Source organism: Streptomyces sp. NPDC058239, from assembly GCF_042882185.1.
Lineage (GTDB): Bacteria > Actinomycetota > Actinomycetes > Streptomycetales > Streptomycetaceae > Streptomyces.
In genome coordinates this window covers 127,338-151,217 of sequence record NZ_JBHVWS010000018.1, presented here as the reverse complement: position 1 = coordinate 151,217, position 23,880 = coordinate 127,338, and the positions used below count along the sequence as shown (strand labels likewise).

Genomic DNA, 23,880 nt, shown 5'->3' with positions numbered 1-23,880 from the left:
GGGCTGCGGCCGCCCCCCTTCCGGACGGCCCGTCCTCTGGGGGCCCCCCCCTACCGCTACCCATCGGGGGCGCCCCACTTTCATGTGCGTGCACCGTACGGGTCAGGGACCCTGTGTACCGCCGTTGGTCTGACCGCCGCGGCCACCGGTGTTCCCGCCGATCAGGTCCGGCGGGATGCTCATGCCGGGGAACGGATTCTTGTCCCCGGGCTTCTTGCCGGGCTTGTTGCCCCCGGGACCCGGCCTGCCATGGTCCTCGTCATCGCCACGGTCCTCGCCATCGCCGTGCCGTTCCGGCGGGTCCGGGATGTTGACGGTGTTGAAGGCGGGGGCGGTTACTCCATTGAGGGCGCCCGTCATCGCGTCACGCCAGATCGGTCCGGGGACCTGTCCGCCGTACACCTTGTCCTGGTACACGCCGCCGATGGTGATGCGCTCCATCTCGACGCTCTGGGACGGGCTGCCGACCCAGACCGCGCCGGACATGTTCGGCGTGTAGCCGACGAACCAGGCGTTCTTACGGGCGTCGGTCGTACCGGTCTTGCCCGCGTTGTCGCGGCTCTGGAGGCCGGCCTCCTGACCGGTACCGGAGTCGACCACGCCGCGCAGCAGGGTGTTGATGGTGTCCGCCGTGGTCTGCGACATCGCCTGCGAGCAGGTGGTCTTCGGTATGGGCAGCGAGGTGCCGTCCGCCGTGTTCACCGACTCGATGGCGATCGGTGTGCAGTACGTACCGCGGTTGGCGAAGGCGGCGTAGGCACTGGCCATCGTCAGCGGCGACAGGCCATTGGAACCGAGGGTCAGTGTGGACGGGTTCTGCGGCAGCTTGGTGCCGTCGCCCTGCACTATGCCCAGCTTGTCGGTCATCTTCGAGACGGGACACATGCCGATGTCCTGGAGCATCTGCACGAAGTAGGTGTTGACGGACTTCTCCATCGCCACCTTCAGCGGGTACGGCCCCTTCTCGGACTCGCTCTCGTTCTCCAGGTGATACTTCGGCACGCCGTCGTTGACCCACGGCTTCCCGCAGGACTGCACCGTGTCCGGGTAGTCCATCTCGTACGGGGAGGGGTAGGTCTGCGTGGCCGGCTTGCCGCCCTCTATGGCCGCGGCGGCAAGGAACGGCTTGAACGTCGAACCGGTGGGGAAGCCGTAGTTCGAGCCGCCCATGCTCTTGTTGACCGAGTAGTTGTACTGGGTCTCGTTGGACCCGAAGCCGTACGGCTTGGACTGGCCCATTCCCATGATCTTGCCGGTGCCCGGCTGGACCAGTGTCACGGCCGTCGCGACCTTGTCCGACTTGTACACATGGCTCTTGATCGAGTTCTGCACCGACTGCTGGGACTGCGGGTCGAGCGTCGTCCGGACCGTCAGGCCGCCCCGGTTCCAGATCTTGGCCCGGTCCTCCTTGGTCTTGCCGAAGACCGGGTCGGAGAGGAAGACCTGGCGTACGTAGTCGCAGAAGAAGCCGGCGCCACTGACGGCCGTGATGCAGCCGTTCTGCGGCTTCTGTACCTTCAGCTTGATCGGGTTCGACTTCGCCTTGTCGGCCTCGGCCTGCGAGATGTCACCGACCTCGGCCATGCGTTGGAGCACGGTGTTGCGGCGCTTGGTCGCCTCGGCGGTGTCGTTGACCGGGTCGTAGCGGCTCGGCGACTGCACGATGCCGGCCAGCAGCGCGGACTCCTCCAGCGTCAGGTCCTTCGCGTGCTTGGAGAAGTAGCGCTGCGAGGCGGCCTCGACGCCGTACGCCTGCTGCCCGAAGAAGGTGATGTTCAGGTAGTTCGTCAGGATGCGCTTCTTGCCGAGCTTCTCCTCGACCTGGATCGCGTACTTCAGCTCCTGGATCTTGCGGCCCATGGTCTGCTGAGTTGCCTGCGCGACCTTGTCCGGGTCGTCGCCTGCCTCCTCGACGAAGACGTTCTTCACGTACTGCTGCGTGAGGGTCGAGGCGCCCTGCGCGGTCCCGCCCTCCTGCACATTGCGGTTCAGTGCGCGCAGGATGCCCTTGAGGTCGATCGCCCCGTGCTCGTAGAAGCGGGCGTCCTCGATCGCCACGATCGCCTTCTGCATGTACGGCGAGATGTCCTTCAGCTCGACCACCGTGCGGTCGCGCGAATAGACGGAGGCGATCATTCCGCCCTTGCTGTCCAGGATCGTGGTGCGCTGGCTCAGCGGTGGAGTGCGGAGATTGGCCGGGATCTCGTCGAATCCCTCGACCGTCCCCTTGGTGGCGAGACCCAGTGCTCCGGCGGCCGGCAGCGCGATGCCCGCGAGCACAACTCCGGAAAGTGCGGCGACACCGAGGAACTTGGCGGCCTGCTGGGTCGTCGTGAGACCCCCGCCCGAGCGCTTCTTTGGCATGGGGGCAGCCTACGTTCTCATTCGCCGGACACACGTATATGCCTTGGCCTAAGCTGCTCACAACTGTCACAGCAGTCCCGTTGCGTATCAACCCCCGTGCACGATTCGGCCACGAGTTCAGGCACTCCCGAATTCGCCTCCTGTGTCATCGAACGTCCGTTGTGATCCAGGTGAACTGTCCCGATTCTGCTGGGATGTTCAGGTATGTCCTCACCTCACTCCCCTGGGTGATCTGCCGCATACGCATAGTCCGTTCGGGCCATTCAAGATTGGGCCCGAAGGGGGTGTTGTGCTGTCGCTGCCTTCCGTAACGTCCTCAACTGGCAGCGGTGAATATGCCGCTACCGCCGTGGGGGAGCCTCGATTCGGGAGAGGACGGCGCCGTGATGGGCTGGGTAACCGACTGGAGTGCGCAGGCAGCCTGCCGCACTACCGATCCGGATGAACTGTTCGTACAAGGGGCAGCGCAGAACAGGGCCAAGGCGGTGTGCACCGGATGCCCGGTGCGGACCGAGTGCCTGGCCGATGCGCTGGACAATCGCGTCGAATTCGGCGTATGGGGCGGAATGACGGAGCGGGAGCGCCGCGCACTGCTGCGCAGGCGGCCGACTGTCACGTCCTGGCGCCGGCTGCTGGAGACCGCGCGCAGCGAGTACGAGCAGTCCACGGGCATCCTGCCCGTGGCGATCGAGCTGGACGACGACGAACTGCACGAGAGGTACGCCGCGGTGGGATAGAGCGGACGGGCGGCTACGCAGCTCCGGCCGGGGCGGAACCGGTCGCGAGCCGGTCCCCGATGGCCCGAAGCCCCGCGAGGTCATGTACGTCACCGGGCAGCGCGGCCACTTGGGTCACGGCGACCTCGGGGTGCAGCGCGGTGAAGCGGTCGCGTGTGCGCTGTTCGCGCGCGACCACCTGCATCCGTTCCGCGTGCAGCCGCAACAGACCTGCGGTCAGTTGCTCGACGGAAGCGGCCTCGGTCCTGGTCGCGGCTTCGGGATCTGGCTCGCGGTCTTCGATGGCCTCGTGCTCGGAAGGATCGGGATCGGCAACGGCTTCGGGAGAGGCGACCGACCAGTCGGCCGGGTCACGAAGTCCAGCCTTCCCGGCCGTCTGATCCACAATGCCGACCCCGTCAAGATTTTCTGCGGCCGCAAGTGCGAGCTCGGCGGAGAGCCGGGCGGCGTCGCTGCCATGGACGCGGTTGAGCACCAGACCGGCCAGCGGCATTTCCTCCGCGGCCAGCCGTTCCACGAAGTACGCCGCCTCGCGCAGCGCGTCCCGCTCCGGTGTCGCGACGACGAGGAACGCCGTACCGGGCGCCTGCAGCAGTTTGTACGTGGCGTCGGCCCGGGTGCGGAAGCCGCCGAACATGGTGTCCATCGCCGCCACGAAGGTCTGTACGTCGCGCAGAAACTGACCGCCGAGCAACTTGCCGAGGGTGCCGGTCATCATTGACATGCCCACGTTGAGGAATTTCATCCCTGCCCGGCCGCCCATCTTCGCCGGGGCCATCAGCAACTTGATGAACTTTCCGTCCAGGAACGAACCGAGCCGCTTGGGTGCGTCCAGGAAGTCCAGCGCGGAGCGCGACGGCGGGGTGTCGACGATGATCAGGTCCCACTCGTTGCGCGCGCGCAGCTGCCCGAGCTTCTCCATCGCCATGTACTCCTGTGTGCCCGCGAAACCGGCCGACAGGGACTGGTAGAAGGGGTTCTCCAGGATCGCGCGGGCCCGCTCGCCGTCCGCGTGCGCCTCGACGATCTCGTCGAAGGTCCGCTTCATGTCGAGCATCATGGCGTGCAGTTCACCGGCGCCCTCGCCGTCGATGCCCGACACCCGGCGCGGGATGTTGTCCAGCGAGTCGATGCCCATGGACTGGGCGAGCCTGCGCGCCGGGTCGATGGTGAGGACGACGACCTTACGGCCGCGCTCGGCCGCCCGTACGCCCAGTGCCGCGGCGGTCGTGGTCTTGCCGACCCCGCCCGAACCGCAGCACACGACGATCCGGATGCCGGGGTCGCCGAGCAGTGCGTCGGTGTCCAGCGCGGGTGCGGGTGCGGTGGCCCTGCCTGCGGCCGAGTCCGTGTCTGTCGCCGCGTCCGCGTCCGTGCTCTGTGTCATGTACCCACCCCTTGTCCCACCCCTTCGCCCACCCCGTCACCCACGCCCTGCTTGCGGAGTTCGGTCGCCAGGTCGTAGAGCCCGGCCGGGTCCATGCCCTCGCCGATCAGCGGGAGTTCGTACCCCGGCAGCTCCAGGCCCGCGAGCACCTCGCGCTGCTCGCGCTCCAGCTCGACCCGCTGGGCATGCTCGGCCGCCTGCTCGACCAGGGGGCGTACGAGCCCCGCGGAGCCGGTCACGCCCGCCCGGGTCAGCGCTTTGGCGATCTCCTTGCGGCGGCCGCCCGCGGCGGTGCGCAGCGCGTCCTCGTCCAGCAGATGCGGGCGCACCATGTTCACGATGACCCGGCCGACCGGCAGTTCGGCGGCCCGCAGCTCCGCGATGCCGTCCGCGGTCTCCTGGACCGGCATCTCCTCGAGCAGTGTCACCAGATGGACAGCCGTTTCCGGGGACTTCAGCACCCGCATCACGGCCTGCGCCTGATTGTGTATCGGGCCGATCCTGGCCAGCCCCGCCACCTCGTCGTTCACATTGAGGAAGCGGGTGATGCGTCCGGTGGGCGGGGCGTCCATGATCACGTAGTCGTAGACGTACCGGTTCTGCTTGTCCTTGCGGCGTACGGCTTCGCAGGCCTTGCCGGTCAGCAGCACGTCCCGTACACCGGGCGCGATCGTGGTGGCGAAGTCGATCGCGCCGAGCTTCTTGAGCGCCCGGCCCGCGCTGCCGAGCTTGTAGAACATCTGGAGATAGTCGAGAAGGGCGCGTTCGGCGTCGATCGCGAGGGCGTACACCTCGCCGCCGCCCGGCGCGACGGCGATCTTGCGTTCCTCGTACGGAAGGGACTCCGTCTCGAAGAGCTGGGCGATGCCCTGCCTGCCCTCGACCTCCACGAGGAGGGTCCGCCTGCCCTCGCTCGCGAGGGCGAGCGCGAGGGCGGCGGCGACCGTGGTCTTACCGGTACCACCCTTGCCGCTGACGACCTGGAACCTGCTCACGTATTCGAGCCTAACCAGTCGGGCCGCGGGCTACGCACGAGGCTGCGCGTGCCAGGCATTACAGTCGGGCCATGACCAAGTGGGAATACGCGACCGTGCCCCTTCTCGTGCACGCGACCAAGCAGATTCTGGACACCTGGGGCGAGGACGGCTGGGAGCTGGTCCAGGTCGTTCCCGGCCCGAACAACCCCGAGCAGCTCGTGGCCTACCTGAAGCGGGAGAAGGCGTAGTGGCGGGCGCCGTCGAGGCGAAGCTCGCCGAGCTCGGGCTGACGCTGCCGGACGTCGTGCCGCCGCTGGCCTCGTACCAGCCGGCCGTGCAGTCGGGGGTGTACGTGTACACCTCCGGCCAACTCCCGATGGTGGACGGCAAGCTCGCCGTCACCGGCAAGGTCGGTGCGGAGGTCACGCCCGACGAGGCCAAGGAACTGGCGAAGACCTGCGCGCTCAACGCGCTGGCCGCCGTGAAGTCCGTCGCGGGCGACCTGGACCGGATCGCGCGAGTCGTGAAGGTCGTGGGCTTCGTCGCCTCGGCATCCGACTTCACCGGGCAGCCCGCCGTGATCAACGGCGCCAGCGAGCTGCTGGGCGCGGTCCTCGGCGACAAGGGCGTGCACGCGCGCAGCGCGGTGGGCGTCGCGGTGCTGCCGCTGGACGCGCCGGTGGAGGTCGAGGTCCAGGTCGAGCTGGTCGGGGCCTGAGCCGTAGGTCTGCTGCGGGTGGTCCGTCGGCCCGGGCCGTGCGTCTGCCGCGGGTCGCAGGCGGCCGTCGCCGTTGGGGCCGCTGCGGTCCTCGGGGCCGGGCTGAACAGTACGCCCGCCGTGGTCCTTGGGCGATCGCTGCCGTCCGCTGTCGATTCTCTGATCCCGTCCGGTCGTGATGACCGGGCGGGATCATGTGTGTACGGGGCATGTACGGATCAACGTGCCTCTCGAACATCGTCGCGGTTCCGGATAGCCTCCGGCCATGTCCAATGGTCAGTGGTACCCACCGGAATGGCCCGGCCGGATCCGGGCACTCGCCGCAGGCGAGCTGACGGCCGCGACTCCGAAGCGGGCCGCCACCGTGATGCTGCTCCGGGATCCTGCCGCTGACACCGGGGGCGGCCCCGCCGTCCACATGCTGCGCCGCCGCGCCTCCATGGCCTTTGCCGGCGGGGCGTACGCCTATCCGGGTGGCGGGGTCGACCCGCGCGACGACGACCGGCTCGTCGGCTGGGCCGGACCCGCGCTGGAGAGCTGGGCCGAGCGGCTCGGCGTCGATACACCGGCCGAGGCGCAGGCCATCGTCTGCGCGGCGGTCCGTGAGACGTACGAGGAGGCGGGTGTCCTCCTCGCCGGCCCGACCGCCGACACAGTCGTCAGCGACACCACCGGCGCCGACTGGGAGGCCGACCGCGAGGCACTGGTCGCCCGCGAGCTTTCCTTCGCCGAGTTCCTGGACCGGCGCGGTCTGGTGCTGCGCTCCGATCTGCTGGGTGCCTGGGCGCGCTGGATCACCCCCGAGTTCGAACCGCGCCGCTACGACACCTGGTTCTTCGTCGCCGCGCTGCCCGAGGGCCAGCGCACCCGCAACGTCTCCACGGAGGCCGACCGCACGGTGTGGACAGCGCCCGGAGAGGCCGCCGACGGGTACGACAGGGGCGAGTTGCTGATGATGCCGCCGACCGTGTCGACGTTGCGGGCGCTCAGGCCGTACGGGACAGCCGCCGAGGCCCTGAAGGCGGCGGATTCCCAGGACCTCACCCCCGTACTGGCACAGGCGCGGCTGGAGGGTGACGAGTTGGTGCTGAGCTGGCCGGGACACGACGAGTTCACCAAACACATCCCGAGCGGGCCGACAGGCGCAGGTGGCGCGGGAGGTGAAGCCGTATGAGCGACGCGGCCGCGCTGCCCGGCCAGCCACGCGGCGGGGTGCTGTCCGGCCCCGCCACCACCCGTACCGTCAACGTCCTCGCCCCCAACGCCTCGGCGATGACGCTGGACGGCACCAACACCTGGATCGTCGCCGAGCCCGACTCCGACCTCGCGGTCGTCATCGACCCGGGCCCGCTGGACGACACACATCTGCTGGCCGTCATCGACACGGCCGAGCGGGCGGGCCACCGGATCGCGCTGACCCTGCTCACCCACGGGCACCCGGACCATGCGGAGGGCGCGGCGCGCTTCGCCGAGCTGACCCGTACCGAGGTGCGCGCCCTGGACCCGGCGCTGCGCCTCGGAGGCGAGGGACTGACCACGGGCGATGTGATCACCACTGGGGGCCTGGAGCTGCACGTCGTGCCGACTCCCGGGCACACCGCGGACTCGCTCTCCTTCCATCTGCCCGCCGACCGGGCGGTGCTGACGGGGGACACGATCCTCGGACGCGGCACCACGGTCGTCGCGCATCCGGACGGGCGGCTCGGCGACTACCTCGACTCGCTGCGGAGGCTGCGTTCGCTGACGGTCGACGACGGCGTGCACACGGTGCTGCCGGGGCACGGCCCGGTGCTGGAGGACGCGCAGGGCGCGGTCGAGTTCTACCTCGCACACCGCGCGCACCGGCTGGCCCAGGTGGAGACGGCGGTCGAGGCCGGACACCGGACGGCATCGGAGGTGGTGGCACAGGTGTACTCGGACGTGGACCGGTCCCTGTGGCCCGCGGCGGAACTCTCGGTTCTGGCGCAGCTGGAGTACCTGAGCGAGCACGGGTTGATCTAGGACGGTACGGATATGCCGCAAGGCCCCGCCGTGCGGCAGGGCCTTGCGTACGGAGATGGCGTCCGGTCGAGGCCGACCGGCAGGCCGGCTAGCGGGACCGCTTGGCCAGGCGCTCCACGTCCAGCAGGATCACGGCGCGCGCCTCCAGACGCAGCCAGCCGCGTCCGGCGAAGTCGGCGAGCGCCTTGTTGACCGTCTCGCGGGAGGCGCCGACCAGCTGGGCCAGCTCTTCCTGGGTCAGGTCGTGGACGACATGGATGCCTTCCTCGGACTGGACGCCGAAGCGGCGCGACAGGTCGAGGAGGGCGCGGGCGACACGGCCCGGTACGTCCGAGAAGACCAGATCGGACATCTGGTCGTTGGTCTTGCGCAGTCGGCGGGCGACGGCGCGCAGCAGGGCCGTGGCCACCTCGGGGCGGGCGTTCAGCCAGGGCTGAAGGTCGCCGTGGCCGAGGCCGAGGAGCTTGACCTCGGTCAGCGCGGTCGCGGTGGCGGTGCGCGGGCCCGGGTCGAAGAGCGACAGCTCACCGATCAGCTCGCCGGGGCCGAGGACCGCCAGCATGTTCTCGCGTCCGTCGGGGGAGGTGCGGTGGAGCTTCACCTTGCCCTCGGTGACCACATAGAGGCGGTCGCCCGGGTCGCCCTCGTGGAAGAGCGCGTCGCCGCGTGCGAGGGTCACCTCACTCATCGAGGCGCGGAGCTCCGCGGCCTGCTCATCATCGAGCGCCGCGAAAAGCGGGGCGCGCCGCAGAACGTCGTCCACGAGTTCTCTCCTTGTCGGCCTGTTCAGGGAACCGTGGTCCCCATCATGCCGGACGGTAAAACAGTGCGATCAATCACAAACCAGTTTGACGCACGGGCGTGCCGAACCGTGAGGCAGGGGGCTGATTGGGGGTGGATGCGCGGTGACCGGGGCGGATGTCAGCGCGTGGCTCTAGGCTGGCCGGGTGTCCAAATCGCCGGTGAGAGCGCAGGCCAAGGGGGCTGATGGGGTGCCGGAAGGCCGTGATTCCGCTGTGGGCGAACAGGCTGCGAGTCGCCCGAAAAAAGCAACAAAACGCCCTGTGGGCGAGCAGGTCCAGAGGGCCGGAGCGAAGACCGCAGCGAAGCCCGCGTCGAGGTCCGCCGCGCGGGCCGCAGCCCAGTCCACCGCGAAGGCCACCGTGAAACCCGCGAAATCCGGAGCAAAGCCCGGTGTGAAACCGGAATCGCATCTGGCGATGGTTCGTCGTGCCCGCAGGATCAACCGTGAGCTCGCCGAGCTCTACCCGTATGCCCACCCCGAGCTGGACTTCAGGAATCCTTTCGAGCTTCTCGTCGCCACGGTCCTCTCCGCCCAGACCACCGATCTGAGGGTCAACCAGACCACCCCCGCCCTCTTCGCCGCCTACCCCACCCCCGAGGACATGGCCGCGGCCGTCCCGGAGGAAATGGAAGAGCTCATTCGGCCGACCGGCTTCTTCCGGGCCAAGACCAAGTCGCTGATAGGCCTCTCCGTGGCGCTCAGGGACAGGTTCGGCGGCGAGGTGCCGGGCCGGCTCGCCGATCTCGTCACGCTTCCGGGCGTCGGCCGCAAGACCGCCAATGTCGTGCTCGGGAATGCCTTCGGCGTACCGGGCATCACGGTCGACACTCATTTCGGGCGCCTGGTCCGCCGCTGGAAGTGGACGGAGCAGGAGGACCCGGAGAAGGTCGAGGCCGAGATCGCCGCGATCTTCCCCAAGAGCGAGTGGACGATGCTCTCGCACCGCGTCGTCTTCCACGGCCGCCGCATCTGCCATGCCCGCAAGCCCGCCTGCGGCGCCTGTCCGATCGCCCCGCTCTGCCCGGCGTACGGGGAGGGCGAGACGGACCCGGAGAAGGCCAGGAAGCTGCTGAAGTACGAGATGGGCGGTCAGCCCGGGCAGCGGCTGAGCCCGCCGGCGGACTATCCGGGCAAGCCCGCGTCGGCCCTGGGGGCCGACTGACGCACGGCGCTCGCTCCGGAACGAAATGCGTGATGACAGGCGTTGTGAGACGAGGGGTGCCTATGAAGACGCACGAACAGAGCACGCAGAGCACGCACGAACAGAGTGCGGAAGCGGCAGCCGCGCCCGCGGCGGTCAGCCCCGCTGTGGTCAACCCGGCGGCCGTGAGCCCCGCGGCGGCGGTCGCGGCGGCCGCCGCCACCACGGCAGGCGCAGGTCACGACGGAGCCGTCACCGTCACGACCGAGGGCCTGCCCGACTGGCTCGACCCCGTGGCCCGTGCCGCGCGGACGATCGAGCCGGACCAGCTCAGCCGCTTTCTGCCGCCGGAGAGCGGCGCCGGGCGGCAGTCCGCCGTACTCGTACTGTTCGGGGAGGGCGAGCGCGGTCCCGAGCTGCTCCTCATGGAGCGATCCGGAAGCCTGCGTTCCCACGCTGGACAGCCTTCCTTCCCCGGCGGCGCACTGGACCCGGAGGACGGCGACCAAGCCACTACAGGGCCGCTCAGGGCCGCTCTGCGGGAGGCCCGGGAGGAGACCGGCCTCGATCCGCGCGGAGTGCAGCTCTTCGGAGTGCTGCCCCGGCTCTACATCCCCGTGAGCGGCTTCGTCGTGACACCGGTCCTCGGCTGGTGGCGGTCACCGAGCCCGGTCGGCGTCGTCGATCCGGGTGAGACAGCCCGGGTCTTCACCGTCCCCGTGGCGGATCTCACGGACCCGGCCAATCGCGCGACCACGGTCCATCCGAGCGGTCACCGAGGCCCGGCATTTCTGGTCGAATCCGCCTTGGTCTGGGGTTTCACGGCCGGAGTGATCGACCGGATTCTGCACTTCGCGGGCTGGGAGCGCCCGTGGGACACCGCCAAGCAGGTGCCGCTCGACTGGCGCGCATGACAGGCTGACTCCCGTGCTGCGCTGTCCGGCCCTGCCCGGACCCAGTCGAATGAACAGGCCCGACGAATCTGCGAGGCTATAGACGGTGAACGTGCTGGACATCCTGCTGCTGGCCGGCGCCGTGTGGTTCGCGGTCATCGGCTATCGCCAGGGTTTCGTCGTCGGCATCCTGTCGGTGATCGGGTTCCTGGGCGGCGGTCTCGTAGCCGTCTATCTGCTGCCGGTCCTGTGGGACCAGCTGACGAACGGCTCCGAAGTCTCATCGACGGCAGCCATCGTCGCCGTCGTCATCGTGATCGTCTGTGCCTCGGTGGGCCAGGCGTTCACCACCCATCTCGGAAACAAGCTCCGCCGGTACATCACGTGGTCGCCCGCGCGCGCTCTCGATGCCACCGGCGGTGCCCTGGTCAATGTGGTCGCGATGCTGCTGGTCGCCTGGCTGATCGGTTCCGCACTGGCCGGTACCTCCCTGCCCACGCTGGGCAAGGAGGTCCGTAGCTCGTCGGTCCTGCTCGGCATCTCCCGGGTGATGCCGACCCAGGCCTCCACCTGGTTCACGGACTTCTCCTCGGTCCTCGCGCAGAACGGCTTCCCGCAGGTCTTCAGCCCCTTCGCCAACGAGCCGATCACCGAGGTCCGGGCCCCGGACCCGGCGCTGGCCGGCAGCCCCGTGGCAGCCGTCGCCAAGAAGTCCATCGTCAAGGTCGTCGGTACGGCCCCGAGCTGTGGCAAGGTCCTCGAAGGCACCGGTTTCGTCTTCTCCGACCGCCGGGTGATGACCAACGCCCATGTCGTCGGCGGCGTCGACGAGCCGACCGTCCAGATCGGCGGGCAGGGGCGGCTGTACGACGCGAAGGTCGTCCTCTACGACTGGCAGCGCGACATCGCCGTACTCGACGTACCGGACCTCGTCGCGAAGCCGCTGAAGTTCACCGACACCGATCACGACGCCGACACCGGGAACAGCGCCATCGTCGCGGGCTTCCCGGAGAACGGCTCGTACGACGTACGGGCCGCGCGGGTCCGGGGCCGTATCGACGCCGACGGACCGGACATCTACCACCGGGGCACTGTCCGCCGCGATGTGTACTCGCTCTTCGCGACCGTCCGTCAGGGCAACTCCGGCGGACCGCTGCTGACCCCCGACGGCAAGGTGTACGGAGTCGTCTTCGCGAAGTCGCTCGACGACCCCGATACCGGCTATGCGCTGACGGCCGACGAGATCCGCCAGGACATCGCGCACGGCCGCACCGCCAACCAGCAGGTCGACAGCCAGGCGTGCGCCCTCTAGAGCCTGCCCGGCCCTGATCCGCCGGACACGCCCTGGGCGTGCTGCCCCGCGGCAGCCGGGAGAGCCGTGGAAGTCCCGCCCGGCCGGTGAACGCTCACCGGCCGGCCGGGGCGGACGTCATCCGCGTGGATGGCGCAGCCGCGCCGAGACCCAGCGGGCCCGACGGCGCAGAATGCGCGGAATACCGAGCCGGGGATCATGCAGAACTTGCATATCGTGCACCCGGTCCTGGGGGCCGCCCCCCTCATGAGTGCTCGGACTCGCCGTGGCGGTCGAGCGACGGTTGCGTGCTGTGTCACCGAAGTCGTGCGTCCAGCCCATACCCCGACGTCTGCCCGTGCCTCATGGTCGGTAACCGCCCATCCGCCAGCCAATTGGCCTATGCGCCGGGCAATTGGCTGTTCGTCGGACAACTGTGCCCGTACGGCTACCGGTCGGGCTCGGGATCCTTGAGCCAGTTGATGAGTTCGGCCGAGAACCCGCCCGGATCCTCCTCGTGGGGGAAGTGCCCCAGACCGTCGAAAAGTCGCCAACGGTACGGTGCTTCGACGTACTCGCCGGACCCCGCCGCGCTCCGCGTACGGATCGCCGGATCGAGTGAACCGTGAAGGTGCAGTGTGGGTACCCGCACCGGTCGCTTCATGCGCCGGTTGAACTGGATTCCGTCCGGACGGGCCAGGGAGCGCACCATCCAGCGGTACGGCTCGATCGAGCAGTGCGCCGTCGACGGGATGCACATCGCGCGCCGGTAGACGTCGACCGCCGCATCGTCGGGGAACTCAGGGGTGCGGGGACCCGCCCAGTCACGGATCAGCCGGCCCACCAACGCCGCGTCGTCCGCGACGAGCTGACGCTCCGGCACCCACGGGCGCTGGAAGCCCCAGATGTATGAGCCCGCGCGGGACTGCGCGAAGTCGGAGAGCATCGAGGATCGCCAGCGGCGCGGATGCGGCATCGAGGAGACCACGAGGCGGCGCACCAGCTTCGGCCGCATCACCGCGGCCGTCCAGGCGAGGTAGCCACCCATGTCGTGGCCGACCAGGGCGGCGTCCGGTTCGCCGAGCGAGCGGATCACGCCGGTGATGTCGAGCGCCAGGTTGGCGGGGTCGTAACCCCGGGGCGTACGGTCACTGCCGCCGACCCCGCGCAGGTCCATCGCCACGGCCCGGAAACCGGCGTCGGCCAGTGCGGTGAGCTGATGGCGCCAGGTCCACCAGAACTGCGGGAAGCCGTGCAGCAGCAGTACCAGCGGCCCCTCGCCGAGCTCGGCGATGTGGAAGCGGGCGCCGTTGGCCGCCACGTCCCGGTGGGTCCACGGCCCGTCGAGCCGTACGGGCCCACCGGAGCCGGCCGGGCCGGAGGAACTCGGCAGGCCGGAGAAGCCTGAGTGGCCGGTCGAGCCCGAGGAGCCGACCGGGCCCGCCTGGCCGTTCGGGCTTTCCCGGCCTTCCGGGCCTGCCTGACCTTCCGGGCCTACTGGGCCGGATGCACTGGAATCGGGGACCGTCATGTGGACGAGCGTGCCACAGCGGACGCCTTGTCCTGGACCGAAGACTTCTCCAGGGCCTTGTCCGCCGGCGTGCTGCCCACGGCGGCCGGACGGCTCGCCCCCGCCGTGACAGCGGGCCGCGGGTGCGGCTTCACGCCCTGCAGTACGGCCGCCGTCTGCTTGGCCGAAGCGATGGACTTCTCCGGCGGCTTCACCTTCTTGAACTTGGCGATGGCGAACAGCGCGAGCAACGCCCCCAGCAAGATGAAGGCGACGCCCACGATCGTGAACGACACGGCGAGGCCGAGCCCCAGGTAGTGGATTCCGTACGCCGCCGCGAAGCTCAGCACCGGGATCGCGAACAGGACCAGCACGCCCGCGATGATGAACGCCACGCTCCCGGTCACGCCACGCTTGACGTCCTGCCGCACTTCGGCCTTGGCCAGGGCGATCTCGTCGTGCACCAGTGCGGACATCTCGGCTGTCGCCGCGGCGACCAGCTGCCCGAGACTGCGGTCGGCACTGCCCGCGTTGTTGCCGGGGTCGCTCATCCCTGACTCCCTCTCCTGCTCTCCTGCTCAACACATCTGGTGTCAGATCATGCCGGACTGTCCGGCTTGCTGCTCGCTGCCCCCGCCAGTTGGGCAAGGCGGCGGTGCTCGGCCGCTTTCTTCTCGTAGATCGCGGCCATCCGCAGGTGGTACTCCGGGTTGTCCTGCTCGTAGATGTCGGGCACGCCGTCCTCGTCCTCGTCGAGCTCCTCCGCCTCGTACAGCGTCCGGTATCTGCGTACCCGGAATTTGAGCAGTACACCGGAGAGTGCGGCGGCTGTCAGCGAGCCGAGCAGCACGGCGGCCTTGATCTCGTTGATCATGTCCTCGTCGCCGGCGAAGGCCAGTTCACCGATGAGCAGCGAGACGGTGAAGCCGATCCCGGCGAGCGAGGCGACCGCGAGGACATCCGCCCAGGCCAGGTCCTTGTTCAGCTCCGCCCTTGTGAAGCGGGTGGCCAGCCATGTACCGCCGAAGATGCCTATCGTCTTGCCGACGACGAGCCCCAGGACGACACCGAGCGTCTCGGGCCGGGTGAAGACGCCTGCCAGCGCGCCGCCGGAGAGGGAGACACCTGCTGAGAAGAGGGCGAACAGCGGCACGGCGATACCGGCCGACAGCGGGCGGACCAGGTGCTCGATGTGCTCGCCGGGGGAGTGGGTCTCGCCGTCCCGCCGGGTGCAGCGGAGCATCAGGCCCATGGCGACACCGGCGATGGTGGCGTGGACGCCGCTGTTGTACATCAGGCCCCAGATGACCAGGGCGAGAGGTACGTAGATGTACCAGCCGCGCACATTCCTGCGCAGCAGCAGATAGAAGACGGCGAGGCCGATGAAGGCGCCGGTCAGCGCCATGAAGTTGATCTGTTCGGTGAAGAAGACCGCGATGATCAGGATCGCGAAGAGGTCGTCGACGACGGCGAGCGTCAGCAGGAAGGCGCGCAGCGCGTTCGGCAGCGAGGTGCCGATGACCGCCAGGACGGCGAGCGCGAAGGCGATATCGGTGGCGGTGGGGACGGCCCAGCCGTCCGTGGAACCCCCGCCGGTCACGGCCACGAGTGTGTAGACGACGGCCGGAACCGCCATCCCGCACAGCGCGGCGACGACCGGGAGAGCGGCCGCCCTGGGGTCGCGCAGTTCGCCCGCGACCAGTTCCCGCTTGAGTTCGACGCCCGCGACGAAGAAGAAGACCGCGAGCAGCCCGTCCGCCGCCCAGTGCTCCACGGAGAGGTTGAGGCCAAGTGACCCGGGACCGAAGTGGAAGTCGCTGACGGCCGCGTAACCGGAACCGAAGGTGTTCGCCCACACCAGGGCGGCTATCGCGGCGACCAGCAGGATGACTCCGCCGACGGTCTCGGTGCGCAGGGCATCCGCGAGGTAGTTCCGCTCGGGGAGGGGCAGGCGCGCCAGAAAGGTGCGGCGGGAGGAAGAGGGTGTGGGGGTGGGCGCGGCCACGAGTGAGGACCTCCGGGTCGGTACGGCAGCGATGGCATGGCTGATGCACTTGCCGACCAGACTTCCCGGCACACCCTGTGGAGATTTCTTATTGCTTTGTTGACGCGACTGCCACTGTACCCGGGGTGCGCGGGGCGGTATTCGGTGATCTTCACTTTAAATGCCCGAGGGGCACCCGGCGCGTTGCCGGATGCCCCTCGGGGACGTACTCGCCTCGGTCAGTCCTCGGATGAGGAGGAGGACGGCAGCTGGGTCTGGATGAGGTCCATCACCGAGGAGTCGGTGAGCGTCGTGACATCGCCCAGCTCGCGGTTCTCGGCGACGTCACGCAGCAGACGCCGCATGATCTTGCCGGAGCGGGTCTTCGGCAGCTCGGCGACCGGCAGGATCCGCTTCGGCTTGGCGATCGGGCCGAGCGTGGTGCCGACGTGGTTGCGCAGCTCCGCGACGAGCTCGTCCGAGGCGGCAGCCGTACCGCGCAGTATCACGAAGGCGACGATGGACTGGCCGGTCGTCTCGTCGGCGGCGCCGACCACGGCAGCCTCGGCGACCGAGGGGTGCGACACGAGCGCCGACTCGACCTCGGTGGTCGAGATGTTGTGCCCGGACACGAGCATCACGTCGTCGACCCGGCCGAGCAGCCAGATGTCGCCGTCCTCGTCCTTCTTGGCGCCGTCGCCCGCGAAGTACTTGCCCTCGAAGCGCGACCAGTACGTGTCGATGAAGCGCTGGTCGTCACCCCAGATGGTGCGGAGCATCGACGGCCACGGCTCGGTGAGGACGAGGTAGCCGCCCCCGCCGTTCGGAACCTCGTTGGCCTCGTCGTCGACGACCGTGGCGGAGATGCCGGGCAGGGCGCGCTGGGCGCTTCCCGGCTTGGTCTCCGTGACGCCCGGCAACGGCGAAATCATCATGGCGCCGGTCTCGGTCTGCCACCAGGTGTCCACGATCGGGCACTTGTCGGCGCCGATGTGCTTGCGGTACCACATCCACGCCTCGGGGTTGATCGGCTCACCGACCGAACCGAGGACCCGAAGACTGCTCAGGTCGAACTTGGCGGGGATGTCGTCACCCCACTTCATGAACGTACGGATCGCGGTCGGCGCGGTGTACAGGATCGTGACGCCGTACTTCTGCACGATCTCCCAGAAACGCCCCTGGTGCGGGGAGTCGGGCGTGCCCTCGTACATGACCTGCGTCGCGCCGTTGGCCAGCGGGCCGTAGACGATGTACGAGTGGCCGGTCACCCAGCCGATGTCGGCGGTGCACCAGAAGACATCGGTCTCCGGCTTGAGGTCGAAGACCGCGTTGTGGGTGTACGCAGCCTGTGTGAGGTAGCCACCGGAGGTGTGCAGGATGCCCTTCGGCTTACCCGTCGTGCCGGAGGTGTAGAGGATGAAGAGCGGCTGCTCCGCCTCGAACGCCTCGGGGGTGTGCTCGGCGGACTGCCGGCCGGTGATCTCGTGCCACCAGACGTCGCGGCCCTCGGTCCATGCGGTGTCCTGGCCGGTGCGCCGCACCACGAGGACATGCTCGACGCTGTCGAAACGGGAGACGGCGTCGTCCACGGCAGGCTTGAGTGCGGAAGGCTTGCCGCGGCGGTAGCCGCCGTCGGCGGTGATGACGACCTTGGCGTCCGCGTCCTGGATTCGGGCGGCGATGGCGTCGGCGGAGAAGCCGCCGAAGACCACCGAGTGCGCCGCGCCGATGCGGGCGCAGGCCAGCATCGCGATGGCGGCCTCGGGGATCATCGGCAGATAGACGGCGACCCGGTCGCCCTTGCCGACACCGAGCTCTGTGAGGGCGTTCGCTGCGCGGGAGACCTCGTCCTTCAGGTCGGCGTAGGTGATGGCGCGGCTGTCGCCGGGCTCACCCTCGAAGTGGATGGCGACCCGGTCGCCATGGCCGGCCTCGACATGGCGGTCCACGCAGTTGTACGCGACGTTGAGCTTGCCGTCCGCGAACCACTTCGCGAAGGGCGGGTTGCTCCAGTCGAGCGTCTCGGTCGGCTCCGTGGCCCAGGTCAGGCGACGGGCCTGCTCGGCCCAGAAGCCCAGCCGGTCCGCCTCGGCCTGCTCGTACGCCTCCGCTTTGACGTTGGCATTGGCGGCCAGATCGGCAGGCGGTGCAAACCGCCGCTCCTCCTTGAGCAGATTGGCCAGGCTTTCGTTGCTCACGACATCTCCCATTCCCAGGGTGTCCGTTGTGTCCCGGGGCATAGCTCATCAGGCCAAAGGCCGGGTGACAAGTGTCTGCCCGGAATTGGTTTAGACCTGTGTCTCGTGTATGGAGACACGATCCCGCCTCCACGTGCGGTCCGGCGCGGCGCACCACAGTGCGGGGCACAGCGGCACGGAGCGGTGTGGAGCGACGCGGAGGCGGGACCACAAGGTCTCACGGACCGGGGGCGAATGTGGTTCAGACGCCGGTACGTTCCAACTCGCCGGAACCGGCTGGATCACCCGGGGCGGCGGGCCTGGGGGTGTCGGCGTCGCCGGGCGAGCGGGAGCCGGCCGGGGCGTGGAAACCGGTCAAGGCATGGGAATCGTCCGGGGTGTGGGAATCGGAGGAGGCGTGGGCGTCGCCAGGGTCCACGCGGTCGAATACCTCGTCGAGCGCGAGCCCGGCGCTCGCGCCCTCGGCCAGCAGATAGGCCTGCGCCTCGCCCACATGGAAGTACATCCCGTGCAGTTGGAGCGTGCCCTCGGCGAGCCGCCGCGCCACCGATCCATGGGCCCGCAGATGGTCCAACTGCTGGACCACATTGGTGAGGCAGAGCTGCTCCAACGCATCGGCCGGAAGGCGGCCGGAGATCCGGGCCCAGGCATGATGCCGGGACGCCATCCGCTCCAGGCTCGGCAGCCCGTGTCTCAGCCAGCGCCACAGGGACGTCAGCGGAGTGTCCGGGTCAGGCTTGGCGCCGAGCAGAGCCTGCATCGCGCCGCAGCCTGAGTGTCCGCAGACGGTGATGGACTCCACCTTCAGCACATCCACCGCGTACTCGATGGCGGCCCCCACCGAGTCGTCACTCGACTCGGTGTCCGGCGGCGGCACCAGATTGCCGATGTTCCGTACGGTGAACAGGTCACCCGGGCCACTCGCCGTGATCATGCTGGTGACCAGGCGGGAGTCGGCGCAGGTGATGAAGAGCTGGGAGGGGCGTTGACCCTCGCGGGCCAACCGGGCCAGCTCCTCGCGCACCAGCGGAGCGGTGTTCCGCTGGAACGAACTCACTCCGCTGAACAGGCGGTTGTCGCCGGTCCGACGCGGGGCGGCGGTGGGTGAGTCGGCCGGGCCGGGGGTGCTGTGGGCTCCGGGGGCGTCATGGGATGTGTGGTGCCCGGGGGAGCGGTCCTCGACGGAACCGGATCCGGAGTCGGGGGCGGGGCCCGTGCCGAGGCGGGCGTGGTGGGTCGCGGGTGGCTGGCCGGGCCGGTCGTGGCAGTGATGGTTGCGCCACGGCGTCCAGGGGCGGCAACAGGAATGCGCCGCCGAGGCAGGCTCTGCGATCCGGCCGCCGGACCTGCCGGTGAAGACGACCCGGCCGCCGTGGGCCGTCTGGGCAATGCTCCAGTCCTGGATCGTCTCGTACGCCGCATGGTCCATGAAGAAGCCGTCCAGCTCGACGACGGCATCCCCGTCCTGGGGCAGCCGGGCGAGCGCCCGACTGAGCCGGGGAACCGCGAGAAACGTCAACTGGCCTCGTACGACCACCAGATGCTGGCCGCCCTGTTCGGTCACGGTGATCCTGGTCCGGGCCAGCCGGTGCAGCGCGACGGCCACCGCCGCCGCGATGCCAATCACTACGCCCTTGAGCACACCGAAGAGGAGCACGCCGGTGATCGTCGCCCCGTACACCAGGAATTCCCGGTGCTTATGGACATTGCGGATGTGGGCGAAATTCACCATCTGGATGCCGACCATCATGACCAGCGCGGCGAGCGCGGCCAGTGGGATCTGCTCCAGGGTGGTGACCAGTAGCCCTGCGGCGAGCATCACCCAGACGCCGTGCAGCACGGTGGAGGCGCGGCCCGTCGCTCCGGCCCGCACATTCGCCGAACTGCGGACCGCGCCGCCGGACACCGCCAGCCCGCCGACAAGCCCGGACAGGGTGTTGGCGATGCCCTGGGCACGCAGCTCACGGTCGAGATCGGAGCGTCTGACGGGCGGGTCCGGCTGGTCCGGCTGGTCCGGCGGGGACGAAGAGGCCGGGCCCGGGCCCTGGGGCGAGGCTGACGTCGAAACCGAAACCGGACCCGAGGTCGAGGCCGACGTCAAGTCGGCTTTGGACCGGGCGGCCGCTTGCCCGCCGGCACGGTCGGCCGACAGCTTGTCCACGGCGACCGCGGCGAGCAACGACTCCAGACTGGCTACCAACATCACTGTCAGCACAGCGGTGGCCAGGGCGAGTACGGGTCCGTGCGGCATCTCCGGCAGTGCGTGCGAGCGCCAGGACGGCAGATCGACCCGGGCGATCCCGGGCGCCGTGATCGCGGCCACCGCCGTCGCGGTCACCACCGCGGCGAGGGCAGCCGGAATCCGCCGTACCACCCGGCCGATCCGCCCCGGAATCCGCGGCCACAGGATCAGGACGGCGATGGTCAGCACGCCGATCAGCGGGGCGGCCGGACTCACCCGCCCCAACTGGTCTGGAAGGGCGAGGGCGTTGGCGACGGCCGAACTGTCAGGCGAGCCGCCGAGCACGATGTGCAGCTGGGCGAGTGCGATGGCCACGCCGATACCGGCGAGGGTGCCGTGCACGATGGCGGGGCTGACGGCGAGAGCGCTGCGCGCCACCCGCAACGAGCCCAGCAGGATCTGCAGAAGTCCCGCGCCGATGGTGATCGCGCAGGTGGTACGCCAGCCGTAGATCTGGATCAACTCGGCTGTGACCACGGTCAGTCCGGCGGACGGGCCGCTGACCTGGAGAGGTGTGCCGCCGAGCAGTCCGGCGACGATTCCGCCGATCGCGGCGGAGATGAGGCCGGCCTCCAGCGGGGCGTCCATGGCGACGGCGAGGCCGAGCGACATGGGGACGGCGAGCAGGAAGACCGTGATCGATGCGGACAGGTCGGCGCCCGCGATGCGGAATCGTCCACCGCGCGGTGGCTGTGGCGGGCTGTGCGGTCGTTTGATTCCCGAGGCGCGGGGTGGGCGCGAACTGCGGGATGTGTGGTCATGACGAGTGGGGACGCAAGCAGACATGTTCCCGTCTCCTCCGGGGCAGCGCGGTCGCGGAACGTGGGGGACGCGGCCGTGGGTCACGGCGTGCAGCGGCGGGATTTCTCAACTCTCAGTAAATAGATCGTAATGGAGAGTAAAGATCTCTGTCCATGCTTGAGATCAAATGGACCTTTCAATCACCTGTTCAAGTGAATAAGTAGCTTTTCATGCAGCTTGTCATACTGATTTGGGCATGGTCGCGTGTTACCGCGACCTCGCCGCGTCTGCACTTCGGCGCAAATTTCCTGCAAGGAAGAGGGTGGGCAGACGAGGGCGCCGCGAAGAGGATCACCGCCAAACGGGTCGCCCCTAAGCGTCTGGCCGTTGCACTCGCCGCGGGAGTGGTCGGCTGCTCCTCCCGTGCGGATTCCAGGTCCGGTGCCGCCGGCCCCGCTGCCGCGAAGCGAGACGCCGGAGCGGAGAAGGGCGTCCCCCCCGAGCCGCACCCGAAAGCATGTCCCGCCTCATCGGCGACAGGTTCACCGCCTTCACGGCCGGCCGCCGAAGCAGCTGGCGGCGCAGCGCCTGGCACTTGGTCAGGAGCCCCCCGCAGTTTCGTGGTGTTCTCGTGGGGCGGCGCCGAGAGGACAGCCAGAAGTTGTTCTCGCACTTCCGTGAGGTGGGCAGGAAATGCCACGCGAACATGACGCACTTCCTCAGCGGCGTGTATCTGCTGCCTGAGGGCAAGTGGGTGCTCTGCGACCCGCCGAAGCACAGCGCCGACAGCTCTGGCATCGGCTTCAACGGCACCGAGGGAATCCGGAACACCATCACCCAGTTTCGCGGCGCCCAGGAGGACGGTGACGAGACGGCACGCACTTCAACGGCCGCTTCAACGGCCGCTTCAACGTCTACTTCAACGGCCACTTCTGCGGCCGCGACGGTGGTGTCGGCACCTGGTCCGTCGATCAGTCGAAGAACGAGATCAGCCAGCCCAAGACCTTTGTGAAGGAGCTGGAAGACCAACGACCCCGACCTCAAGGGCGAGCAGCCGCTTCCTTTCGACTGCGACAAGGAGCTCATCGGCTGCCGCACCCCCTGTCTGGAGGGGCAGAAGAATGCGGTGGCCGCGCTCGGGTGATGGGCTTCCGCTACGACTCCAGTGGCGTCGACAACCAGGTCCGGCCCAAGAAGAAGGGCGGCATCCGGGATCTTTCGATGCAGCTCGTCCCGGTTCCGGGGCGCGAGTTCGAGACCCTGTCGGTGGGCTACAACTTCATGTTCAACGAGTCTGGCACGGCGCGGGGAGATCCGGGCCGACACGGGTACTGGGGCAACCAGATGCGCGACGGCCTGATTCAGGCCGTCGACCGCGCGTATGACGGGAACCGTGCCCCCTGATCATCGGCAACCAACTTCGAGTCCTGCAACGGCGGCACGTACATGCGGGCCGTCGAGCAGACCATTGCGACGGTCTGCGCCAAGGAGGGCGTCCTCGGCGTGTCCTTCCGGCAGCCGGCCGACCGGCTGGATGCACAGGACCCGGCAACGCCGGCGAAGCTCGGCGTGCTCGATGCCGGCCAGGCCCCGGCGAACGGCTGGATGGACTTCCTCGACGAAGCCGCGACCTCGGGGGCGGACGCGGACCGGGCGTCGGCAAGGCTCATACCGGGTCCGGTGCGGATCAGGCCGGTCGCTGACCCGGTGACCGCGCTCGGTGGCCGTGTTGGTCACCGAGTTGCGCGTCCTTCGGCTGCGACTGCCGCCTGAGGGCGCCACGGTGCCCCGGCCGGAACGAGGGCATCCTCCCGGCCCGGGCGCCGATGGGTCAGGCGGGCTGAGCGGCGCCGTCCTGCACGTACCGCTCGTCGAGTACGAAGGCCGGGTCGACCTGGGCGGCCAGGTCGGCGCCCGTCTTCTCATTGCCCCAGCTCTCCGCGTTCTTCAGGTGAAAGTGCACCATCTGCCGCGTGTAGCGCTCCCAGTCCCGCTGCTCGTACGAATCCTCCGCGGCATTCTGCAGCGCCTGCAGGGCCATCCGGTTGTCCGCCTCCAGCAGCTCGAAGCGTGCCGGCCTGCCTTTCTCCATGGCCCGTACCCAGTCGGAATGCCCGACGCTGACCAGCAGATCGTCGCCCGCCTCGGCACGCAGGAAGTCCAGATCGTCCTCGCCCTGCACCTTGTTGCCGATGACCTTCAGCGCGACCCCGAAGTCCCGGGCGTACTCCTTGTACTGGCGGTAGACCGAGACACCCTTACGGGTGGGCTCGGCGACCAGGAACGTCATGTCGAAGCGGGTGAACATCCCGGAAGCGAAGGAGTCCGAACCTGCTGTCATGTCAACGACGACATAGTCGTCGGGGCCGTCGACCAGATGGTTGAGGCAGAGCTCGACCGCACCGACCTTGGAGTGGTAGCAGGCCACACCCAGATCCGACTCGGTGAATGGCCCGGTGGCCATCAACCGGATCTCCCCGTCGTCGAGCCGGACCGCGCGGGCGCACGCGTCGTAGATCGGGTTGTTCTCGCGGACCCGCAGCAGTCGCGAGCCCTCGCCGGGCGGAGTCGTCTTGATCATCGTCTCGACGGAGGCGATACGGGGATTGCTGCCGCGCAGATACTCCTTGATCAGAGGCAGCTGGGCTCCCATGGCGGGCAGCGCCGCAGCCTCTTGGTCGTCGAGGCCGAGCGCGGCCCCGAGGTGCTGGTTGATGTCGGCGTCCACCGCGACGACATGGGCTTCATTGGCGGCAAGGTGGCGGATGAAGAGCGAGGACAGCGTGGTCTTGCCGCTGCCGCCCTTCCCTACGAAAGCGATCTTCATGTTCACCTAGGGTAGCGGTGTCATTGCTGTCTGCTGTCGTCCTTCGTGAAGAAGGCCACTCCCG

Annotated in this window: 19 protein-coding genes and 1 pseudogene; 9 read left to right on the top strand and 11 right to left on the bottom strand. The window is 68.9% G+C overall.

Annotated features, from left to right (window positions below; translation table 11 throughout):
- Positions 1-102 precede the first annotated feature (102 nt).
- The gene (locus ACFVYE_RS20985) at positions 103-2,364 is read right to left on the bottom strand and encodes a transglycosylase domain-containing protein (protein ID WP_383958529.1); all 2,262 of its coding nucleotides are present in this window, start codon (positions 2,362-2,364) and stop codon (positions 103-105) included.
- A 386-nt stretch (positions 2,365-2,750) separates the two neighbouring features.
- Here ACFVYE_RS20985 and ACFVYE_RS20980 point away from each other — a divergent pair, with 386 nt between their 5' ends.
- Positions 2,751-3,101: a WhiB family transcriptional regulator gene (locus ACFVYE_RS20980; protein WP_383958543.1), complete on the top strand. Its 351-nt coding sequence runs from the start codon at positions 2,751-2,753 to the stop codon at positions 3,099-3,101.
- A 13-nt stretch (positions 3,102-3,114) separates the two neighbouring features.
- Here ACFVYE_RS20980 and ACFVYE_RS20975 read toward each other — a convergent pair whose 3' ends face one another.
- The gene (locus tag ACFVYE_RS20975; protein WP_383958527.1) at positions 3,115-4,488 is read right to left on the bottom strand and encodes an ArsA family ATPase; all 1,374 of its coding nucleotides are present in this window, start codon (positions 4,486-4,488) and stop codon (positions 3,115-3,117) included.
- The gene (locus ACFVYE_RS20970) at positions 4,485-5,483 is read right to left on the bottom strand and encodes an ArsA family ATPase (protein WP_383958525.1); all 999 of its coding nucleotides are present in this window, start codon (positions 5,481-5,483) and stop codon (positions 4,485-4,487) included. Before ACFVYE_RS20970 ends, ACFVYE_RS20975 begins: the two co-directional genes overlap by 4 nt.
- A gap of 71 nt (positions 5,484-5,554) precedes the next feature.
- Here ACFVYE_RS20970 and ACFVYE_RS20965 point away from each other — a divergent pair, with 71 nt between their 5' ends.
- From ACFVYE_RS20965 to ACFVYE_RS20950, 4 genes are all read left to right on the top strand, one after another.
- Positions 5,555-5,713, top strand: coding sequence for a DUF4177 domain-containing protein (locus ACFVYE_RS20965; RefSeq protein WP_003967454.1), 159 nt, complete (start codon positions 5,555-5,557; stop codon positions 5,711-5,713).
- Positions 5,713-6,183, top strand: coding sequence for a RidA family protein (locus tag ACFVYE_RS20960; protein ID WP_114245273.1), 471 nt, complete (start codon positions 5,713-5,715; stop codon positions 6,181-6,183). Before ACFVYE_RS20965 ends, ACFVYE_RS20960 begins: the two co-directional genes overlap by 1 nt.
- 265 nt (positions 6,184-6,448) lie before the next feature.
- The gene (locus ACFVYE_RS20955) at positions 6,449-7,357 is read left to right on the top strand and encodes an NUDIX hydrolase (protein WP_383958523.1); all 909 of its coding nucleotides are present in this window, start codon (positions 6,449-6,451) and stop codon (positions 7,355-7,357) included.
- On the top strand, positions 7,354-8,184 hold the full coding sequence (locus ACFVYE_RS20950; protein WP_383958521.1) for an MBL fold metallo-hydrolase: 831 nt from the start codon (positions 7,354-7,356) through the stop codon (positions 8,182-8,184). The genes ACFVYE_RS20955 and ACFVYE_RS20950 overlap by 4 nt, the downstream gene beginning before the upstream one ends.
- Before the next feature lie 88 nt (positions 8,185-8,272).
- Here the strand turns inward: ACFVYE_RS20950 and ACFVYE_RS20945 are convergent, their stop codons facing one another.
- Complete coding sequence (locus tag ACFVYE_RS20945) at positions 8,273-8,947, bottom strand: Crp/Fnr family transcriptional regulator (RefSeq protein ID WP_014046869.1); 675 nt, start codon at positions 8,945-8,947, stop codon at positions 8,273-8,275.
- 301 nt (positions 8,948-9,248) lie between these two features.
- Between ACFVYE_RS20945 and nth the strand changes: the two genes are divergently transcribed.
- From nth to ACFVYE_RS20930, 3 genes are all read left to right on the top strand, one after another.
- Positions 9,249-10,151 carry an endonuclease III gene (gene nth / locus ACFVYE_RS20940; RefSeq protein WP_389606799.1) on the top strand — a complete coding sequence of 301 codons (903 nt, stop codon included), beginning with the start codon at positions 9,249-9,251 and terminating at the stop codon, positions 10,149-10,151.
- 62 nt (positions 10,152-10,213) lie between these two features.
- A complete protein-coding gene (locus tag ACFVYE_RS20935) occupies positions 10,214-11,044 on the top strand; it encodes an NUDIX hydrolase (protein ID WP_383958517.1) in 831 nt (276 codons plus the stop codon).
- 85 nt (positions 11,045-11,129) lie between these two features.
- Positions 11,130-12,335 carry a MarP family serine protease gene (locus ACFVYE_RS20930; RefSeq protein WP_383958515.1) on the top strand — a complete coding sequence of 402 codons (1,206 nt, stop codon included), beginning with the start codon at positions 11,130-11,132 and terminating at the stop codon, positions 12,333-12,335.
- 117 nt (positions 12,336-12,452) lie between these two features.
- Here the strand turns inward: ACFVYE_RS20930 and ACFVYE_RS20925 are convergent, their stop codons facing one another.
- From ACFVYE_RS20925 to ACFVYE_RS20900, 6 genes are all read right to left on the bottom strand, one after another.
- Positions 12,453-12,656: a hypothetical protein gene (locus ACFVYE_RS20925; RefSeq protein WP_383958513.1), complete on the bottom strand. Its 204-nt coding sequence runs from the start codon at positions 12,654-12,656 to the stop codon at positions 12,453-12,455.
- Positions 12,657-12,762: 106 nt separating this feature from the next.
- The gene (locus tag ACFVYE_RS20920; RefSeq protein WP_389606796.1) at positions 12,763-13,845 is read right to left on the bottom strand and encodes an alpha/beta fold hydrolase; all 1,083 of its coding nucleotides are present in this window, start codon (positions 13,843-13,845) and stop codon (positions 12,763-12,765) included.
- Positions 13,842-14,375: a phage holin family protein gene (locus ACFVYE_RS20915; RefSeq protein WP_383958509.1), complete on the bottom strand. Its 534-nt coding sequence runs from the start codon at positions 14,373-14,375 to the stop codon at positions 13,842-13,844. Before ACFVYE_RS20915 ends, ACFVYE_RS20920 begins: the two co-directional genes overlap by 4 nt.
- A gap of 47 nt (positions 14,376-14,422) precedes the next feature.
- A complete protein-coding gene (gene nhaA / locus ACFVYE_RS20910) occupies positions 14,423-15,829 on the bottom strand; it encodes a Na+/H+ antiporter NhaA (protein ID WP_383958507.1) in 1,407 nt (468 codons plus the stop codon).
- A gap of 218 nt (positions 15,830-16,047) precedes the next feature.
- Positions 16,048-18,048, bottom strand: a complete 2,001-nt coding sequence (gene acs, locus ACFVYE_RS20905) for an acetate--CoA ligase (protein ID WP_383958505.1) — start codon at positions 18,046-18,048, stop codon at positions 16,048-16,050.
- A gap of 199 nt (positions 18,049-18,247) precedes the next feature.
- Positions 18,248-21,034, bottom strand: a complete 2,787-nt coding sequence (locus tag ACFVYE_RS20900) for a bifunctional SulP family inorganic anion transporter/carbonic anhydrase (protein ID WP_383958503.1) — start codon at positions 21,032-21,034, stop codon at positions 18,248-18,250.
- A gap of 305 nt (positions 21,035-21,339) precedes the next feature.
- Here ACFVYE_RS20900 and ACFVYE_RS20895 point away from each other — a divergent pair.
- Positions 21,340-22,762, top strand: a pseudogene (locus ACFVYE_RS20895) (hypothetical protein).
- 58 nt (positions 22,763-22,820) lie between these two features.
- Here the strand turns inward: ACFVYE_RS20895 and ACFVYE_RS20890 are convergent.
- Positions 22,821-23,816, bottom strand: coding sequence for an ATP-binding protein (locus ACFVYE_RS20890; RefSeq protein ID WP_383958501.1), 996 nt, complete (start codon positions 23,814-23,816; stop codon positions 22,821-22,823).
- Positions 23,817-23,880 lie beyond the last annotated feature (64 nt).

Coding starts and splice junctions, on each gene's coding strand:
- ACFVYE_RS20985 (WP_383958529.1), bottom strand. CDS start 2,364: ATGCCAAAGAAGCGCTCGGGCGGGGGTCTCACGACGACCCAGCAGGCC.
- ACFVYE_RS20980 (WP_383958543.1), top strand. CDS start 2,751: ATGGGCTGGGTAACCGACTGGAGTGCGCAGGCAGCCTGCCGCACTACC.
- ACFVYE_RS20975 (WP_383958527.1), bottom strand. CDS start 4,488: ATGACACAGAGCACGGACGCGGACGCGGCGACAGACACGGACTCGGCC.
- ACFVYE_RS20965 (WP_003967454.1), top strand. CDS start 5,555: ATGACCAAGTGGGAATACGCGACCGTGCCCCTTCTCGTGCACGCGACC.
- ACFVYE_RS20955 (WP_383958523.1), top strand. CDS start 6,449: ATGTCCAATGGTCAGTGGTACCCACCGGAATGGCCCGGCCGGATCCGG.
- ACFVYE_RS20950 (WP_383958521.1), top strand. CDS start 7,354: ATGAGCGACGCGGCCGCGCTGCCCGGCCAGCCACGCGGCGGGGTGCTG.
- ACFVYE_RS20935 (WP_383958517.1), top strand. CDS start 10,214: ATGAAGACGCACGAACAGAGCACGCAGAGCACGCACGAACAGAGTGCG.
- ACFVYE_RS20925 (WP_383958513.1), bottom strand. CDS start 12,656: ATGGGCTGGACGCACGACTTCGGTGACACAGCACGCAACCGTCGCTCG.
- ACFVYE_RS20920 (WP_389606796.1), bottom strand. CDS start 13,845: ATGACGGTCCCCGATTCCAGTGCATCCGGCCCAGTAGGCCCGGAAGGT.
- ACFVYE_RS20915 (WP_383958509.1), bottom strand. CDS start 14,375: ATGAGCGACCCCGGCAACAACGCGGGCAGTGCCGACCGCAGTCTCGGG.
- acs (WP_383958505.1), bottom strand. CDS start 18,048: ATGCCCCGGGACACAACGGACACCCTGGGAATGGGAGATGTCGTGAGC.
- ACFVYE_RS20900 (WP_383958503.1), bottom strand. CDS start 21,034: ATGTCTGCTTGCGTCCCCACTCGTCATGACCACACATCCCGCAGTTCG.
- ACFVYE_RS20890 (WP_383958501.1), bottom strand. CDS start 23,816: ATGAAGATCGCTTTCGTAGGGAAGGGCGGCAGCGGCAAGACCACGCTG.